The sequence below is a fragment of the Flavobacterium soli DSM 19725 genome (genome assembly GCF_000422705.1).
GTDB lineage: Bacteria > Bacteroidota > Bacteroidia > Flavobacteriales > Flavobacteriaceae > Flavobacterium > Flavobacterium soli.
Map to the genome: position 1 here is coordinate 197,068 of NZ_AUGO01000001.1, position 16,628 is coordinate 213,695.

At 35.1% G+C, this 16,628-nt stretch carries 17 protein-coding genes; 1 reads left to right on the forward strand and 16 read right to left on the reverse strand.

Annotated features, from left to right (window positions below; genetic code table 11):
- Positions 1–303 precede the first annotated feature (303 nt).
- Positions 304–3,948, reverse strand: coding sequence for a M1 family aminopeptidase (locus G508_RS0100860; RefSeq protein ID WP_026703550.1), 3,645 nt, complete (start codon positions 3,946–3,948; stop codon positions 304–306).
- Positions 3,948–4,826: an ABC transporter ATP-binding protein gene (locus G508_RS0100865; protein WP_026703551.1), complete on the reverse strand. Its 879-nt coding sequence runs from the start codon at positions 4,824–4,826 to the stop codon at positions 3,948–3,950. Before G508_RS0100865 ends, G508_RS0100860 begins: the two co-directional genes overlap by 1 nt.
- 133 nt (positions 4,827–4,959) lie before the next feature.
- Here G508_RS0100865 and thiL point away from each other — a divergent pair, with 133 nt between their 5' ends.
- A complete protein-coding gene (thiL, locus tag G508_RS0100870; protein WP_026703552.1) occupies positions 4,960–6,009 on the forward strand; it encodes a thiamine-phosphate kinase in 1,050 nt (349 codons plus the stop codon).
- 28 nt (positions 6,010–6,037) lie between these two features.
- On the opposite strand, the gene G508_RS18365 is transcribed toward thiL, so the two are convergent.
- From G508_RS18365 to G508_RS0100940, 14 genes are all read right to left on the reverse strand, one after another.
- The gene (locus tag G508_RS18365) at positions 6,038–6,502 is read right to left on the reverse strand and encodes a response regulator (RefSeq protein ID WP_051197372.1); all 465 of its coding nucleotides are present in this window, start codon (positions 6,500–6,502) and stop codon (positions 6,038–6,040) included.
- Between the two features lie 11 nt (positions 6,503–6,513).
- Positions 6,514–8,550, reverse strand: a complete 2,037-nt coding sequence (locus tag G508_RS0100880; RefSeq protein WP_084625892.1) for a tetratricopeptide repeat-containing sensor histidine kinase — start codon at positions 8,548–8,550, stop codon at positions 6,514–6,516.
- Positions 8,551–8,647: 97 nt separating this feature from the next.
- Positions 8,648–8,839 (reverse strand): hypothetical protein, encoded by a 192-nt coding sequence (locus G508_RS0100885; RefSeq protein ID WP_026703554.1) that lies wholly within the window; start codon positions 8,837–8,839, stop codon positions 8,648–8,650.
- A gap of 377 nt (positions 8,840–9,216) precedes the next feature.
- Complete coding sequence (locus G508_RS0100890; RefSeq protein ID WP_026703555.1) at positions 9,217–9,825, reverse strand: DUF6705 family protein; 609 nt, start codon at positions 9,823–9,825, stop codon at positions 9,217–9,219.
- A gap of 9 nt (positions 9,826–9,834) precedes the next feature.
- Positions 9,835–10,014: a hypothetical protein gene (locus G508_RS0100895; RefSeq protein ID WP_026703556.1), complete on the reverse strand. Its 180-nt coding sequence runs from the start codon at positions 10,012–10,014 to the stop codon at positions 9,835–9,837.
- An 88-nt stretch (positions 10,015–10,102) separates the two neighbouring features.
- On the reverse strand, positions 10,103–10,696 hold the full coding sequence (locus G508_RS0100900; RefSeq protein WP_026703557.1) for a DUF6705 family protein: 594 nt from the start codon (positions 10,694–10,696) through the stop codon (positions 10,103–10,105).
- A gap of 61 nt (positions 10,697–10,757) precedes the next feature.
- The gene (locus tag G508_RS0100905; protein WP_035693807.1) at positions 10,758–11,066 is read right to left on the reverse strand and encodes a hypothetical protein; all 309 of its coding nucleotides are present in this window, start codon (positions 11,064–11,066) and stop codon (positions 10,758–10,760) included.
- The gene (locus G508_RS0100910) at positions 11,066–11,335 is read right to left on the reverse strand and encodes a hypothetical protein (protein WP_026703559.1); all 270 of its coding nucleotides are present in this window, start codon (positions 11,333–11,335) and stop codon (positions 11,066–11,068) included. Before G508_RS0100910 ends, G508_RS0100905 begins: the two co-directional genes overlap by 1 nt.
- Positions 11,336–11,394: 59 nt before the next feature.
- A complete protein-coding gene (locus tag G508_RS0100915; RefSeq protein ID WP_157485846.1) occupies positions 11,395–11,973 on the reverse strand; it encodes a hypothetical protein in 579 nt (192 codons plus the stop codon).
- 61 nt (positions 11,974–12,034) lie between these two features.
- The gene (locus G508_RS18370; protein WP_035693810.1) at positions 12,035–12,613 is read right to left on the reverse strand and encodes a hypothetical protein; all 579 of its coding nucleotides are present in this window, start codon (positions 12,611–12,613) and stop codon (positions 12,035–12,037) included.
- Positions 12,614–12,633: 20 nt separating this feature from the next.
- The gene (locus G508_RS0100925) at positions 12,634–14,208 is read right to left on the reverse strand and encodes a hypothetical protein (RefSeq protein WP_026703561.1); all 1,575 of its coding nucleotides are present in this window, start codon (positions 14,206–14,208) and stop codon (positions 12,634–12,636) included.
- Between the two features lie 116 nt (positions 14,209–14,324).
- Positions 14,325–15,056 (reverse strand): LytR/AlgR family response regulator transcription factor, encoded by a 732-nt coding sequence (locus G508_RS0100930; RefSeq protein ID WP_026703562.1) that lies wholly within the window; start codon positions 15,054–15,056, stop codon positions 14,325–14,327.
- 166 nt (positions 15,057–15,222) lie between these two features.
- Positions 15,223–15,756 carry a DUF3575 domain-containing protein gene (locus G508_RS0100935; RefSeq protein ID WP_026703563.1) on the reverse strand — a complete coding sequence of 178 codons (534 nt, stop codon included), beginning with the start codon at positions 15,754–15,756 and terminating at the stop codon, positions 15,223–15,225.
- A gap of 54 nt (positions 15,757–15,810) precedes the next feature.
- Positions 15,811–16,539, reverse strand: coding sequence for a metallophosphoesterase family protein (locus G508_RS0100940; RefSeq protein WP_026703564.1), 729 nt, complete (start codon positions 16,537–16,539; stop codon positions 15,811–15,813).
- Positions 16,540–16,628 lie beyond the last annotated feature (89 nt).

Sequence of the window (16,628 nt, forward strand, 5' to 3'; positions counted from 1 at the left end):
CATACAAAATGGCCACGAAAATACTACTTCTGGAATTATCTGGCTATTCTTTCAGTTTTACTAAAAAGTTAAATATTAATGGTTGTTTCATTTTCAAGACGAAAGGTGTAGTGCGAATAGTTTACAGAATGAAAATATATCTTCGTTTTGAGGCTACAAATATAGAATGATTCGCTTAACTGTGTGAAAATTGTGAAAAAAAAACGTCATCTATTGATTTATTTGACATTGAAATGTGTGAACTAGTAGTTTTCATAAAAAAACCTCCGAGATTATCGGAGGTTTCAGTCAAATTTAGAAGGATTACAACTTCATTCTGTTATCTTCAGAATTGGTATCAATCAGTTTATTATAAGGATCGACTCCCACTTCTTTTGGAAGTTCATCAACAATTATCGTTAACTTATTGGCTATATGATCAATTTTATAACGCTTGTTGTACAGTTCGTTTTCCAATTCAAAGTCGCCTTTCTTGGTTTTTTCTCCAAAGATTCCCACTTCAATAAAATCATTTAAAGGATAGGATTCAATATTTGATTTTCCTTTGTAAGCTAGCGTCTTGCCGTTTTTGTCTTTAAATTGCTTTTTCCCTTTATCATTAGAACGGTATTTGGAAACCGTAAATTTAATATCAACCTGATATTTGCCATTTGGTAATTTCTTAGACGTTACCTTTTCTACCTTGTTGTCATATAAGGTAATGGTTTCAAACATGTCTTCAATCAAATATTGATACTTTTGGGGAGTTCCTTTGCGAATATGATTTACAAATTCGATCGAATTCGTATAGGGTGCTTCTTGGAACGCCACCTCTTTTACATAACCTTTCAAGATATTGTTAAAGTTTTTCTCACCTAGATATTCACTCATAGCATATAAAACTAAGGATCCTTTTTGATAGTGGATGTACTGCTGATTTTCGTTATACATCAACGGATTTTCATGTTTCCACTCAAAAGTTCTTCCCATCAAATAACCATCAAGGGCGTCTTTCAAGAACCTACGCATTTGTGGTTTGCCATATTTATGTTCTAAAACTTTTAACGAGCTATATTCTGAAAGTGATTCGGACATCAAGGTAGCTCCTTTCACATTGGCTCCAATCACTTGATGAGCCCACCATTGGTGTGCAACTTCATGCGAAATTACCGAAAATGGATAATCAACTGCATTTGGATCTTCCTCATCTACTTTGGCAATAAAACCAATGGCTTCAGAGAATGGAATAGTGTTTGCAAACGACTGTGCAAAGGTTCCCATTGTTCTCGGAAACTCGATAATTCTAACCTGTTTGTGCTGATACGGACTAAAATTTTCTGAATAATATTCCAATGAACGTTTCATGGCATCCATCATTCGGTCCAGATTGTATTCGTGACCCTCATGATAGTAAATTTCTAAATTCACACCATTGAGTTTCTCTTTCTTCACTTGATATCTAGCCGAATTAAAAGCATAGAAATTTAGCATTTTCTGATCCATCTTGTAGTGGAAATAATGTCGGCCGTTTTCGTTCCATTCCTTTTGAAGATAACCTGGTGCAATTGCGATTTGATCATCGGAAGTACTTACTGTAGTTTCAAATGTGATCCAATCTGCTTCATTAGAAATATAGGTGTTTTCCCTTGCATGCTCGTCATCGGTGGCAGCCATTCGTTCTTTGGCAGGCAATTTATATTTTTTACGGATGTCATTGTCAGCAATTTCACCTGATTCGTTGTAGCCAAACATCGGAAACATACGGTTATTGAGGAATGTTCCGTTTTCTATAACAGGCGAACGGTCTTCTAAAAATGTATTCGGGCGATTCTTAACTTCAAAGTTCACCAATAGTGTATCACCTGGAAGTATAGATTTTTCTAGTTTGTAGATGTCAAAACGAAGCACGGTATCTTTTGAAACCAATTTATTCTTTGTTTCGAATGTAATAGCTTTCAAATTATCTCCATAGTTGACGAACAACGAATCAATGTTTTTATCGGTTTTGTTCACCATCACATAGTTAACTTTGGCATCATAATTACGTTCTTTTGGGAAGATATCCATATCCACTTTTACATCTACAATTCTAAGCTGTGGATAATTCTCGTATTTCTTGTATTTTTTCTCAAAATCTACCTGTTGCAACTCTAATTCCTGACTCGAATAATAAGGCTGATCAACAGTATCATGACGGTAAATTGCCGTTCCTAAACCTATAAAAGCAATCAATGCTACAAATGTTGGAATCAAAATAGCCGGTCTCATTCTTCTTCCAGCAATTTTAAGTCGCTCTTTGGCTCCAGCCAAAATTCCTCTTCTAAAGAATAAAAGTGTAATGCCGTAGAAGAAAGCAATCAATAAAAGCCAATATATTTTATAGATGAAATAACCACGGAATGATCCGTACTGGTTCATATCTGAATAATCATATCCGGGACTTGAGTTGAAACTAAAAATTGGATGTTCAATTCCCAAGGCTGAAACCGCAGGCAAAGCCAAAAGCAATACCAATATCACAAAGAATCCAGCCAAATAGTTCTTGAAAAACGATTGAATAAACAACGAAAATCCAATTAATATCACATAACTAATTAACCTAAATCCGAACAACTCCTTGATGTAATGCAGGATTTCGAAGTTATAATAACTGTAATACACTTGTACCAGCATACACGCCAACATTCCAAGAAACAGGATCACGATGGTCATCCTCAAAAGTGCCAAGAATTTAGACAAAAGCAAGGTCCAGTTTGGTATTGGTGTCGAATCTACCAAATTGCCCATTCGGCTATTGTTTGCCAATTGAAGCAAATATCCTGAGAATAAAAAGATCAATATTCTGATAAAGAAATTAAAAGTTCCGCCAAGATTATCCACGACTTTCCAAGTCACAGGATAGGTTCGAGTTCCATATAATTCCTGACCCAAAGAGAAACCAGAGATTAATACAAAAAGCACTAAAACCGAAGCAATCGTAATGAAAATCCAGTTCTTTGTAATCAATTTGAATTCAAAACTAGAGATGCTCCAAGCTGTTTTTAAATTTTGAAAGAAAGAATAATCATAATTTACTGTTGGTAAATTAATGCGGATAATACTTCCGAAGTTATTTTTTGTGACACGTTCAGCTTTCTTTTTTCTACCAAAAGTTATAGGCGAATGCGTGAACGAAAAAGTAAAATACAAGGCAATAAAGACCAAAAGCGACACTCCAATCCAAATCAAACGATTGTAAATAATTACAGCGTCAAACGGAATGTCTTTTGTATTTTGTTCCTCAATAGTCCAATATTTGGTTACATAATTCAAAGCCTCAGATCCATAAGGTTCCACCAAAGCTGCGGCATATTTATTATCCATATCGTTAGTAATGTTCCCTAACAAGGCTTGAAAAATAAACAGCAAAATCACAAAAATAAACCCGATATACACATTTCTGGTCAAGGTTACCAAAGCAAAAATGATGGTTCCGATGAAGAAAATATTCGGGATTACAAAAATCACATACGCTTGAAAATAAGCCCAGATACTAATTGGTCCCAAAAGGCTTTCATTGGCGAAAGGCAAAACCGTAGCCAATAAAAATCCGAGTCCAATTGAAAAAGTAATAAAAATCGTGATCAAGAATCCACTCAAGAACTTTCCAACCAGATAATCGAATTTATTAAATGGATAGGAATATAAAATAGTATGGGTGTTGTATTTAAAATCCCGGTAAACCGTAGCCCCAATAACCGTTGGAATAATAAAATAAACCAATTGAGAAAGTCCGTTTAAAATGGCATTGATGGCAATTGGCGAATTAACAATCGTGTTAGAAGCAGTTGTTGTTCCTAAAAAATCGAAATATCCTACAGCCGCACCCATTATAAAAAAGGAAAGGGTGAAGAATATGGCGAAATACAAATAAAAAGATAGGTTCTTGAACCATCTTTTAAATTCAAATGAAAATATAGTGCCTAACATTATACGGTCTCTTTTTTAAGTGCAACAAAATATACATCTTCAAGTTGAGGCTTTGCCGCAACAAAGGTTTCATTTGGCTGAAACTCGCTGTAAACACGAATATTTAGTGTATTGTCCTGGTTGTAATTTGAAGAAATAATATTGAAATTAGTAGAAAAAGCTTCCAATTCCTCACGCTCAACAATTCGCATCCACATTTTGCCTTCCAGCTCTTTTTCGGCATCATTTGGAGTTCCACGATATAGAATTTGTCCGCCGTTTAATATCGCAAGTTCATGGCACAATTCCTTCACGTCATCCACGATATGTGTCGAAAAAATAACAGTATGGTTGGTTCCAATTTCTCTCAAAACATTCAAGAATCGGTGACGTTCTGCCGGATCAAGACCTGCCGTTGGTTCATCCACAATAATTAATTTTGGATTGTTCAAAAGCAATTGTGCAATACCAAAACGTTGTTTCATACCGCCTGAATAACCGCTCACGCTTTTATGACGAACATCCCATAAATTGGTCACTTCCAGTACTTCCTTGATGATTTTTTTTCTATCAGATGCAGATGAAATTCCTTTCAATCGGGCAAAATATTCCAATAATTTTTCGGCCGACATATTCGGGTACACCCCAAATTCCTGTGGCAGATAACCTAAAATTTTACGTAAAGACATATTATCTTCCAAAACATTGATGCCGTCAAATTCAATTGAACCCGAATCCGGCTTTTGCAAAGTAGCGATAGTTCGCATCAACGAAGATTTTCCTGCTCCATTTGGACCCAAAAGTCCAAACATTCCCGAACCAATTTCTAAATTCAGATTATCCAAGGCTTTCACTCCGTTTTTATACGTCTTACTTAAGTTGTTAATTTTAAGTTTCATAATTGGTTATTTTTAATTGATTTAAATTATAAGTAGAACCTACTGCCTTTTTGTTACAGTTTTATTTAACATTTTTTTTAATTCGGAATAACCTCTACAACTTTGTACCTTTGCAACTTTGATACTCAAAACAATGATAGAAGATAAAACTCCACAAAGAACCAGTATTTCGCAATTGGGCGAATTCGGATTGATTGACCATCTGACCAAAAATTTCGAAATCAACCAACCTTCCACCTTAAAAGGAATTGGAGACGATGCTGCCGTTTTGGATTTTAAAGACAAGAAGATTGTAGTTTCTACCGATTTATTGATCGAAGGTGTCCATTTCGACTTGGCCTACATGCCTTTGAAACACCTCGGGTACAAATCAGTCGTGGTCAATGTTTCCGACATTTGTGCCATGAATGCAAAGCCTACACAAATCACGGTTTCTGTAGCGGTTTCTAATCGTTTTCCTTTGGAAGCACTCGAAGAATTATTTGCAGGAATCACCCTTGCGGCAAAAGAATATAACGTGGATGTTATCGGTGGCGACACCACTTCTTCCCAAAAAGGATTGATCATCAGCATTACCGCTTTGGGCGAAGCCGATGCCGAAGAAATTGTGTATAGAGATGGAGCCACTTCAACCGATTTATTAGTAGTTACAGGTGATGTAGGTTCTGCCTATATGGGATTGCAAGTTTTAGAAAGGGAAAAACAAGTGTTTTTGGTAAACCCAAATTCGCAACCTGATTTGGATGCCTATACGTATCTGATTGAAAGACAATTGAAACCCGAAGCTCGAAAAGACGTTCGAACGTTACTTCACGCCTTGGAAATAAAACCAACTTCGATGATTGATATTTCTGACGGATTATCATCAGAAATTATTCATTTATGCAAAAAATCAAAAGTGGGTTGTAATCTATATGAAGACAAGCTCCCGATTGATCCTCAATTGATCAATGTTTGCGAAGAATTCAATATCGATAGCACGACAGTTGCCATCAATGGTGGCGAAGATTATGAATTGCTTTTCACGATCAAGATGGAAGATTTTGACAAGATAAAAGGAAATCCAAATTTTACAATTATTGGTCACATGACCCAGGAAAGCGAAGGAATTCACCTCATCACGAGAGCGAATACAAAAATAGAATTAAGAGCAAGAGGATGGAATGCTTTGAGCGAAGAATAGCTCAAAGCATTCATACCTCTTAAATGATTTAAGCTTCGAGCTCTTCAATCATTTTAATAACCGTTTCGCTCAGGTAGCTTTCTCCTGAAAGTACTTTCTCGAAAGCAAAGATCAATTCTTCGAAAGTTAAATCATTCTTTACGACCAAACCTTCTGGCCGAATAGTATCGAAAAAATACTTGAACTTTAACTTCTCGGTATGCATGGTTAGCAAGAATATTTTACATTTTGGCATTTTTGCTCTTAGAAGCAAAGCCAAATCAACGCCTGACTCAATATTTTTTTCCGAGTAGGGCGGAATACTAATATCAAGAAAGGCAACATCAAAGTCAATGGGGCTATTGACAATCACATTGTAGCCTGTTTCGCCATTGACGGCGTCGGTCGTAATTATCTCATACTCTTCCTTTTTAAAGCCGTTCAAAGTATTTTTGTAGGCTTGCAAAATAAAAGGATGGTCGTCGACCATTAGCAACTGAATCATTTTTTTCATTAGGGTATATATTAAATTTGGGGTTTCTCGATAGGCAATTCAAATCTCAATACTGCTCCTTTTTCTAATTCTGACACCACGGACATTGTTCCTGCTGAGCTATTGATTCTTGTCCTCATATTACTTAGACCAATTCCTTTTTTCTTCTTCAGATAATTGAACCCAATTCCATTATCTTCTACCTTGAGTTCGATTATTGAATTAATTTGTGCGAATGTAACAAAAACATTTTTGGCTTCAGCGTGTTTGTTGATATTTTGAAAGGCTTCTTGCAAAATTCTGTATAAGTTTATTTTTGCCATGTTATCGATTGCATTCCAATCAATAGCTGGATCCATAGTAAAATCGATTTTAGCCTTGCAAACCGTTCGTTGGGTTTCAATAAAATTAGACACCATCAAGACAAAGTTATTGAAAATGGCGGTTTTTTCGGAGTTAAGGTCGTGCGAAATTTCCCGTATCTCTTGTTCGATAATCTTAAGTTCCTCAATATAGTTTTTTCGGGATTCTATGGACTCATTGTCAACTTGGTTGTTGAGCGTTCCTAGATTGAGTCGGGTGCCAAAGAGTTTCCCCAGGATACCATCGTGCAAGTCTTGTGCGATTTTCTTTTTTTCCAATTGCCGCACTTCCTCGATCTTGTTTTGCTGGTTGAGCATCAGTTGATAGATTTCCTCGTTGGCCTGTTGCTGCTCTTGCAGAAATTGCAACTCTTTGTTTTTTGCGGCTTGAGAACGGATGATATAGGCAAAAACACCGAGCAAGACAATTCCTAATGCGATATAGATTAGGGTTTTTCGTTGTTCTACGAGTTTGTTTTTTTCTAATACAAGTTCTTCCGTTTCATACTCAATGCGAGAAAATTTATTTTTTATCCTTCTTTCGGCTAGTTTCAGGCTGTCATCTATTTTATAGTATTCAGCTGAGTATTGAAGTGCTTTTTGAGGTTCTACATTTGACAGTTGTTTCAAAACAGGCAACATCTCTCTTACTTCATTATTATCACTCGCTACATTATAAGCTCTCTTTGCATAATCTATGGCTTTCAAAGTATCTTTCCTAAAAGCATAATATTCAGAGAGATGTATGTTATTAATAATAATTCCAGGAACAACATTCAGACTATCTCTAATTTTTAAGGCTTCTAAAAACAATTCTGGCAAGTGTTTATGATTTCCTAATTTAAACTCCGAATATGCCATATTATCTTTTATCATTGCAAAAATATATGGCCTATCGACAAAGAGACTATCTTGAACAAGAGCCTTCTTAAAAACTTTCAAAGCCTCGTCATCTTTATTTTGCTTTCTATAAAGAGTTCCTAAATTATTTAAAACCGTAGCCTTATATTGATACTCACGGGGAATTTCTTTTCTTTCCGCAATATCTAATGCCAATCCGTAATAGTACTTTGAGAGTTTATATTCAGCTAATTCTCCATAAGTAATACCTAAAAGATTATAAGCTTCATATCGCATCTCATAATTATTATTGAGTCTTAATTTTTTCAACATTGTAAAGACAGTTCTTTCACAGCCCAAGTAGTCACTTTGGTTATGTTGCAATATAGCTTTACTTAAAAGGTTTCTTGAAGCATTGACATTGTCTTTTAAATGACCATATAGCTTTTCTAGCTCATATATATATACATATGTACTGTCGTAAATTTTTTTAGATACATAATAATCAGACATATAACCATAAGCTTTTATTAATGCTGCGGTATCTTTTGATTTAATTGAATTTTCAATAAGCAATGAAGTTATTTTTTTATAATCTTCCATTGCTTTCATATTAAAATAACGATTGGCAACTTTAAAATAATTGACTCTATTCATAGAATCATTTTTATCTTTAGATATTAGCGCAATTGCTTTTTGAGTATATTTTTGTCTGCTTTCATAAGCTATAGAATCACTATTCGCTTTTTCAAAAAAATAAGCAAGACTATCATCTCTATTATTATTAGTAGTAGTATTGACTCTATTGTCTTTTTTACAGCCAATTAAAGAAAGGAAAAAGAAAAAGAAAAATATTTTTTCATTCAAGATTTGAAGATATTGTTAACCAAAAATAGTAAAACTATCTACATAAAAAAAGGCTATCTAATAAAGATAGCCTTTTAAATATTAAAATTAATTAAATTTAATCCTTTTTATTACCAGCACCACTACTACTTCCTAAGCCAGTACCTGCACCGTTCCCACCATTATTCAATGAAGCCAACAAAGTTGAGTTCGATTCGTTTCTCTTCACTTCAATATCATTAGTATTATAAGAAGATAAACCTAAGATTGCGATTACTACGATTGCTACGATTACGATTACATTTTTCATGATACTGTTACTTTTGAAGTTATTTTTTTATTTTTTTATGTCTTGTTGAAAGGTTTGTTTCATTTTGATAGTGTAAAAGTATAGTAGCCTCAACTGATAATCAAACATTTAAAGAGGCATTATGTAGATGCACCCCATTCGTGAGTGAATGGATGCTTTTGAAGGGTGGTTGATTTTTGAAGAAAATCGATAAACGGTGAGTTTTTATCGGTGAAAGGGAGGTTTGAAGGCTTTTTATGCAAGTACAAATAGCCTTTACAAAGCTTTGCTATTGGGTTATCTAAATAGGAATAGATAATCTATTTTCTAAAACATTACTATCCGATACAATCGAACAAGTATTTGTTAGTTGATTTTTTATCAGACAATAAATGTTCCTAAAACTGTTTTATCAAAATATATTCCCCATCGGGAACTCTAAATTGTGTTGGAGGAAGTACATCGCCATAATAAACAGTTTGTGGCTCACATCTGATAAATACCTTGATGGCCTCTTGATTGTTAAGAATAGTTTTTCTTGTAATCATAGAACCACCTAATTCTAACTCTTTGTCCGAAAAACGTAATCGTAATCTCAATTCATTTGCTTCACACTCGTTACAAAAAGGCCTATTTGTATTGGTTAATAAGGTATTTCCTGAAATTGAATAGCCACAAATATTGATAGCATCAGTGCTTGAACTGGAAAGTGTCGATACAATAATACGATCACGCACTTTATATTCATATTCGCCAATCAGGATGTCCTCCTCATAATAGTTCATATAATGCTGTTCTTTTTTCTTCCTCATTACAATCTTAAGGCTGATAGTATCATTTGTATAGATAAAGGTGCCCACATAAGGCGTCAAAAGATTATGATGGTCTTTATAGTAGGCTCCTTTTTCCCAAATACGGTCTTTATCTTCGAGATTGAAAATTGGGGTTTGAGCTTTCAGCGTAAAATCAAGTAAGAGGAGTAATACCAAGGCTATTGTTCTCATCATTTTTATTTCTTATAATGGAGATCTGTCCATATCCAAAGTACCATCAAATTTATCAAAGTCTGCATCAACGTCTTTGATGTAACTTCCTTGTGTCATATCTGCTGGGTGATTTGGACTTTTTAGATCTACAACTTGTGCATTGATAATAGAAGAGGTAAAAAGCAATAGTCTTACAATATTTTTTTTCATAATTCTATTTTTTAATTGCAACCCATTAGGAGTAAAAAGAATAAAAAACGACTGGTTTTAATTATTTAAGACCAGTCGTTTCAATATTCTAAGGCTGTTTAGTCAATACAATATTATTAGGAATGGTAAAACCAAAATTAAAAGGAGGAGGAATATCTATTGGTTCTCCTTCGTCAACCTTAAACCCTATAGGACCATCACTGTTCTTTAAGATAAGCTTCATTTGAGTAGTGCTTCCGGGTAAGAATTCAAAAATAGCACTACAGTATCCCTTATTGATTATTACATCCGTAAAAATAAAATCAATTGTTGTGTCACTTTCTGGGCGTCCCGTGTACATAGGGTGGAACTCTGGCAAAAGACTTAAGGCAGGGTTAATTGTATTGACAACAACTTCGTTACCGTAGTTTTTAGTATATGAATAATCTCCAATCATATAATCTTCATAGGAACTATATTCAGTGAAAAGTTGATGTGTTACTTTCTGTAATTTAAAGGTTACTTTTTCGTCACCATTTGTCCATACCCAAGTCCCTGAAAATTTATCGAATTGACCATCAATGTCTTTTATATATCCGCCAGTAGGGATATCTTGAATGACATTACCACTAGTTATATCGAATGTTTGAGCTTGAACATAAAAGCTAAATAAAAGCACTGTTAAAATTAATATTTTTTTCATGATTCTATTTTATTAATAAAAACGACTGGTTTTAAAATAATAAAACCAGTCGTTTTATCATCTATGGCTGTCGAGTCAGTGTCAAGGTTACTTTAGGTAAAAACATCGGTATGTTTTGTTGCTGGCCATATTGGCAACCACTTGCATCAAGGAGCTCATAATATTCAAATCCTGCATACGTAATTTGATTAGGATTAGAAGGATTTTTTAATAGTGCGAACTTTGCAGAGTTATAACAATGTGCTTCATCATCCCAGAAAGAAAAACTATACCCAATATTGTTGCCATAACTCATTAAACCAATCTTATAATCCTCAAAATTGGTTACCATCAAATCATCATATAATACTTGGCTGGTTATCAAATCCACTACCTTGAATTTGCCTTTAAGTTCATCAATATAATAATAATCCCATTTGGAAAAGAGTTTAAATGGTGCATGAATGTTGTAAACTGAAAAGTATATTCCTTATTGTTAGAGATCCCCTTCCAAGTTCCTGTCCAAAACGGCAGTACATCATCCATATCTTTTAGATACCCTCCAGTATTGGGTTCCTCCAAAGAATTTAATGGTAGTGTTTGGCAATTCGCATTTAGAGTTAATAGAACAAAACATAATAGTTTTAATAGATTTTTCATAACTTTTTTACTTATAAAAACGACTGCCTTAATTACTCAAAAAACAGGCGTTTATAATTTTATAGCTGTCGAGTCAATGTCAAGGTTACTTTAGGTAAAAACATCGGTATGTTTTGTTGGGTGCTATATTGGCAATCAAAATAAAAGTAACTTATATATCCAAATTCAGTATAAGTTATCTGATTGGGGTTGGAAGCATTTTTCAATAGTGTAAATTCTATAAAGTTATCACAATGTACCTCATCGTCACGGAAACAAAAACGATAACCAATATTGTTGCCATAACCTGTTAATTCAATCTTATAATCCTCAAAATTAGTTACCATCATATCATTATATAAAACTTGATTGGTTATCAAATCTACTACTTTGAATTTTCCCTTAAGAATATCTTCGTAAAAATAATCCCCATTTGAGAGAACAACATGGTGGTGTGGAAAGGTGGTAAACTGAAAAGTATATTCCTTGTTGTCGGAAATTCCTGTCCAAGTTCCTGTCCAAAAAGGTAATACGATATCCATATCTTTCAAGTAAGCTCCATTTGGAGCATCAAAACGTGATGTCGTCAAGGGCAATGTCTGGCAACTGGCTTCTAGTGTAAGCAAAAGACAGCAAAGTAGTTTAAATAGATTTTTCATGATTCTATTTTATTGATAAAAACGACTGGTTCTATTATTTAAAACCAGTGGTTTTCAATTTTTATGGCTGTCGCGTCAGGGTTAAAGTCACTTTAGGCAAAAACATCGGTATGTTTTGTTGCTGGCCATATTGGCAACCACTGGCATCAAGGAGCCCCTTATATTCAAATCCTGCATAGTTAATCTGATTGGGATTGGAAGGATTTTTTAATAAAGTAAACTCTGCATAGTTGTAACAATGTGCCTCATTATCCCGAAAAGAAAAAACATAACCAATGTTGTTGCCATAACCCGATAATTCAATCTTATAATCTTCAAAATTGACTACCATTAAATCATTGTATAAAACCTGATTGGTTATCAAATCCACTACCTTGAATTTGCCTTTAAGCTCATCAATGTAATAATAGTTTCCACTTGGAAAAGTATATAGATGTTCTGGAAAGGTAGTAAACTGAAAAGTATATTCCTTGTTGTTGGAGATTCCTTTCCAGGTCCCCACCCAATGTGGTAGTACGTTGTCCATGTCTTTTAGATAGCCCCCAGTATTGGGGGTTTCCAAAGAATTTAATGGTAAAGTTTGGCAACTTGCATTTAGGGCAAATAGAATAAAATACAATAGCTTAAATAGATTTTTCATAATTCTAAAATTTTTAATAATTAGTTACAAGGTTCTGATATTACATTATCCCCTAAAAATACCGACTTTAAAGTTTTCCGTGTCCATTTTATGTTATAGTTGTTGATGTTTGGATCATTTGCATTTTCAACCACACCTTCAAAAAGACCTATCTTGTTGTTCAAGCCAAATTCTTTTAGACCTTGAAGAAACATTTTCGTTAGGAAGCTTTTTCTAGAATTAGCAGTATAACCATTATAATTGGTTATAAAAGGCTTAACACGCTTATCATAGTATTTCTCAAATTCTCCTAATTTACGATGCAATTCTGGATTCCATTCAATAGGTTCTAAAATAGTTATGGCAAATATCCCTTCATTTGACAGCATTGCCACAAAGGTGTCTGTTGCATCAGCGTTTTGCGGTTGCATATCCTTAATCATTTTTAATAGGTCTAAAACAGAAAGCATTTTTATTGCAGCATCATAGGTTTCTTCATTACCAATATACGTTTTTGGCTGGTTGTTATGAACATGTGTGCCGTTTTTTGCATTAGGAGGAACAATAAGAGCATTATTTCCAGGATCTGGGACACCATCAACATAAGAACTACCCACGAGGAAAAAACCTGTTTCATGGTCCTCATTATAATTGGCATTCGTGTTTAAAGCTTTAAACTTTTGTTTATAGGCTACATTGCCACTAGTGTTTTCCTTAATCGTAATACACGGAGGCGAAGCGTTTGGTGTTCCATCGTTCGGCCCAACAGGAGTTGTCAAAGAAGGATCATTCCCTGCAGGCGATGTAGTCCCAGGTGCACTACCACCTGTATCGGGAGGATTGGTGGTTCCGGGTGTTCCGCCAGGTGGATCTGTAAAAGGGTCGCCACCAATGCATTCATAAACGGTTTTGTATTCATTGTAAGGAAATGCTCCTATGCTACAGCCTTCACAATAATCACCTACACGATGTCCTTCACAAGGACAAGGAAACTCAACTACAACAATTGTGGCCACAACAGACCCGTTGCAATCTGTAGGATAGACACTATTGCCTCCGCCACCTCCGCCAAGTATGGGAGTATCCACTTTGTCTATAGTAGTTTGCAAATCATTAATCCTAAAGGTCGTAACCTGCCCCTCAAAAGGCAGATGGTTAGCTTCCAGCCACCCTTCGGTTGGGGCATACTTGGTGATAAACATTTTTGTGGTGCCATTCACTTCCTCGATGGTCAGGTTATAAAAAATGTTACTCGTGATGTCCTTGGGTTCAATAAGCATGGTATAGGAAGTATAGTCGCCCTGCTTTATTTCCTTCACAACTTCTGATATAATCACGATACTGGTGGAGGATGATTTTTGTTGCATGCCCTCATGCGAGATCAACCGCAGGTGCTGGTCTAATTCATGCTTGCTGGAAAGCTGCCTGAATTTTTCGCCTGCTTCTTGATAGGTTGTGGTGACTATCGAAATCGGCAAGTCTGGGGTTTGGCTTTGGGTTTGATTGCTTTCCTCAACAAAGTCTTCTTCGCTTTCGCAGGAAACAATAAAGGTCCCAAAGAGCAAGAGCACAAAGAGGGTAAAATGTTTTTGCAATTGTTTTGATTGTTTGGCCATATAATAATTGTTTTAATTGTTTTAATTGTTTTTGATTTAACAATGTTAGAAATAAAAAACAAACAAAACAATACGTATAAATACGTAATCTTTAAAACAATTGAAAATAAATAATATTACAAATCCTTCCCGTCACTATTAGCAATCAAGCTAATAATCAAATCGACGTTCTTTTTATAGGATTTAGAGAACGGCAATTGGATCTTGCTGTTCTTGATATACACCACATTGTTACCCAAATGAATTCTGGAAACATAACTCATATTGATGATATAACTATTGTGGATTCTCACAAATTGAGGAGGAAGTGTGTTCTCAAAATGTTTCAATGTTTTGAAAGCCGTGATGGTATCACCGTTATTGATGTATAAATCGGTAGAATTATTATCGGCTTGCAGGTACACTATATCATCGGTGTCCACAAAACGATAATCGCCATACGATTTAATGCAAATGGTAGTTGGAGTATCTTCTACGTTTCTTTCAAACTTCATGATGGTTTTTCGAAGTTCATGAATGTTGATCGGTTTCAATAAATAATCAAAGACCTCATTCTTCAACGCTTCGTATGCTAATTCTTTGCCTTTTGTTAAAACAATGATCCTTGGCATGTTCTTTACAAAACGATGCAATTCATTGATTAGTGCAAGAGACAATCTGCTTTCCTTATTGATTGGATCAATTTCCAAAACAATCAATTTTGGATTGTGTTCCAATACCAAATTAACCGCATCATCATAATTATCGGCAGTTCCCAACAAGAAATAGTTCGAAAAGCTGTCAAAGGCTGACTGCGTTTTCAGAACACTTTCGTGGTCGTCATCGATGATTATATAAGGATACTTCATGTAACGGTTAGGGTAATTTTCTAACTGACTGACAGTTATAGCCTGTAAAAGTATTAATTTTATTTGAATCAACTCCTTTTTGGTTCAAAAAATGTTAAATTTTTTTTCCAAAAAAAAGCTCCCAATAAAATATGGGAGCTTTCCTGCTTCATTTTTTGAGAAGTTTCTAGAATTTAAATCCGAGATTGAAACCTGCACTAAATTCAATTTTTGTAAACTCATTGGTAACATCTTCGCTAAAGTTTCTCCCGATATTGGCGAAAGGCCCCATCACAAAACGGTTGTTGAAGCTCCATTTATATCCGGCTCCAAGGCCAATGATAAAACTGTCCATATCAATCTTTGGTGCGTCACTCGTTTCTTGATAGTCGCCAAAACGAAACTTGACCAACGGCGAAACTATAAACCCAGATCCGTCGTCTCGTCTGGAAATATTATAGTTATAGGAAAGCTGCATGCTGTTAGTATTGAAATCCTCCACTTGTCGGCCGATACTCATATTATAGGTATCATTAATCAAAACATCCAAACCAACCGATTGATGATGATCGAAATAATATTCATACCCCACTTCTACCGATCCCAATGCAATCACATTGAAGATATTGAACTTCACTTCATGCTGCGGAAACTCTCCACTTTGTGCATTTGCCATAACCGTTCCGGCAAGGAACACAAGGCCTAAAATTGTTTTTTTCATAGCTTTTAATTTGTTTTTGTCGCCTAAATATAACAAATATTATGCTTAAAAAAATTAATTTCTGCCTTTTTCTCTTTTATAAAGTGTATGAACAGGATCACTCTGCCAAAATTCCTTGGTATCTACATTAATAACCGTCAGCGGACCTTTGAAAGCAGCACCTGTATCAATGTTCCAAACATTTGCCATTTGCACGGGAACTGTCTCCTCGATTCGGGTAACTGGCGTGTGGCCGATATAAATTTCTTTGTATAATGTAAATCGTTTTGGATAGCGGAGATCTTTTGTACTCATGTTTGGATCTAACGCCAAAGCGGTTTCCCAAAGAGTTCGTTCCCAATAAAACATTTTAGGAAAATATTCATATTCCACCCCGTTGAGATTCGTGAAACCGGCATGCACAAAGAGGCGATTTTGCTTGTCCAGATGATAATCTTCCAGGTGTTCTAGAAAAGCAATATGCTCGTCAATTCTTGCAGAAGCAACCTTCTTGTAGGCCGTGACAGTGGCCTCTCCACCATGATGATACCACATCTCGTTGTGGGTTTTCACCTTGAACCATTTGAGCAGTAACTCGTCATGGTTTCCCCGAATAAAAACGCAATTATAAGTAGTTGTTAGATGCATCAAATAATCCAAAACCTCTGGCGACTGGCTCCAACCATCTACATAATCGCCTAGAAAAATCAGTTTGTCATTGGGTTGTAAAGGTGCTCGATCCAGCACTTGTTCTAAGGCTTTTAGTCCGCCGTGTATGTCGCCAATCGCGAATGTACTACTCATCTGCTATTTTTTTTCAAAGTTACAAATTTGATGTTTCTTATAAAAATGTAACACATTGAAAAGGTTTGTGGGATGCCCTTTTTATAGTA

Bases quoted from the DNA above. Each gene is read 5' to 3' on its own strand.
- G508_RS0100860 (WP_026703550.1), bottom strand. From the start codon at position 3,948: ATGTTAGGCACTATATTTTCATTTGAATTTAAAAGATGGTTCAAGAAC.
- G508_RS0100900 (WP_026703557.1), bottom strand. From the start codon at position 10,696: ATGAAAAAAATATTAATTTTAACAGTGCTTTTATTTAGCTTTTATGTT.
- G508_RS0100895 (WP_026703556.1), bottom strand. From the start codon at position 10,014: ATGAAAAAAAATATTGTAAGACTATTGCTTTTTACCTCTTCTATTATC.
- thiL (WP_026703552.1), top strand. From the start codon at position 4,960: ATGATAGAAGATAAAACTCCACAAAGAACCAGTATTTCGCAATTGGGC.
- G508_RS0100935 (WP_026703563.1), bottom strand. From the start codon at position 15,756: ATGAAAAAAACAATTTTAGGCCTTGTGTTCCTTGCCGGAACGGTTATG.
- G508_RS0100930 (WP_026703562.1), bottom strand. From the start codon at position 15,056: ATGAAGTATCCTTATATAATCATCGATGACGACCACGAAAGTGTTCTG.
- G508_RS0100910 (WP_026703559.1), bottom strand. From the start codon at position 11,335: ATGAAAAATCTATTAAAACTATTATGTTTTGTTCTATTAACTCTAAAT.
- G508_RS18370 (WP_035693810.1), bottom strand. From the start codon at position 12,613: ATGAAAAATCTATTTAAGCTATTGTATTTTATTCTATTTGCCCTAAAT.
- G508_RS0100890 (WP_026703555.1), bottom strand. From the start codon at position 9,825: ATGATGAGAACAATAGCCTTGGTATTACTCCTCTTACTTGATTTTACG.
- G508_RS0100940 (WP_026703564.1), bottom strand. From the start codon at position 16,539: ATGAGTAGTACATTCGCGATTGGCGACATACACGGCGGACTAAAAGCC.
- G508_RS0100865 (WP_026703551.1), bottom strand. From the start codon at position 4,826: ATGAAACTTAAAATTAACAACTTAAGTAAGACGTATAAAAACGGAGTG.
- G508_RS0100925 (WP_026703561.1), bottom strand. From the start codon at position 14,208: ATGGCCAAACAATCAAAACAATTGCAAAAACATTTTACCCTCTTTGTG.
- G508_RS18365 (WP_051197372.1), bottom strand. From the start codon at position 6,502: ATGAAAAAAATGATTCAGTTGCTAATGGTCGACGACCATCCTTTTATT.
- G508_RS0100885 (WP_026703554.1), bottom strand. From the start codon at position 8,839: ATGAAAAATGTAATCGTAATCGTAGCAATCGTAGTAATCGCAATCTTA.
- G508_RS0100915 (WP_157485846.1), bottom strand. From the start codon at position 11,973: ATGAAAAATCTATTTAAACTACTTTGCTGTCTTTTGCTTACACTAGAA.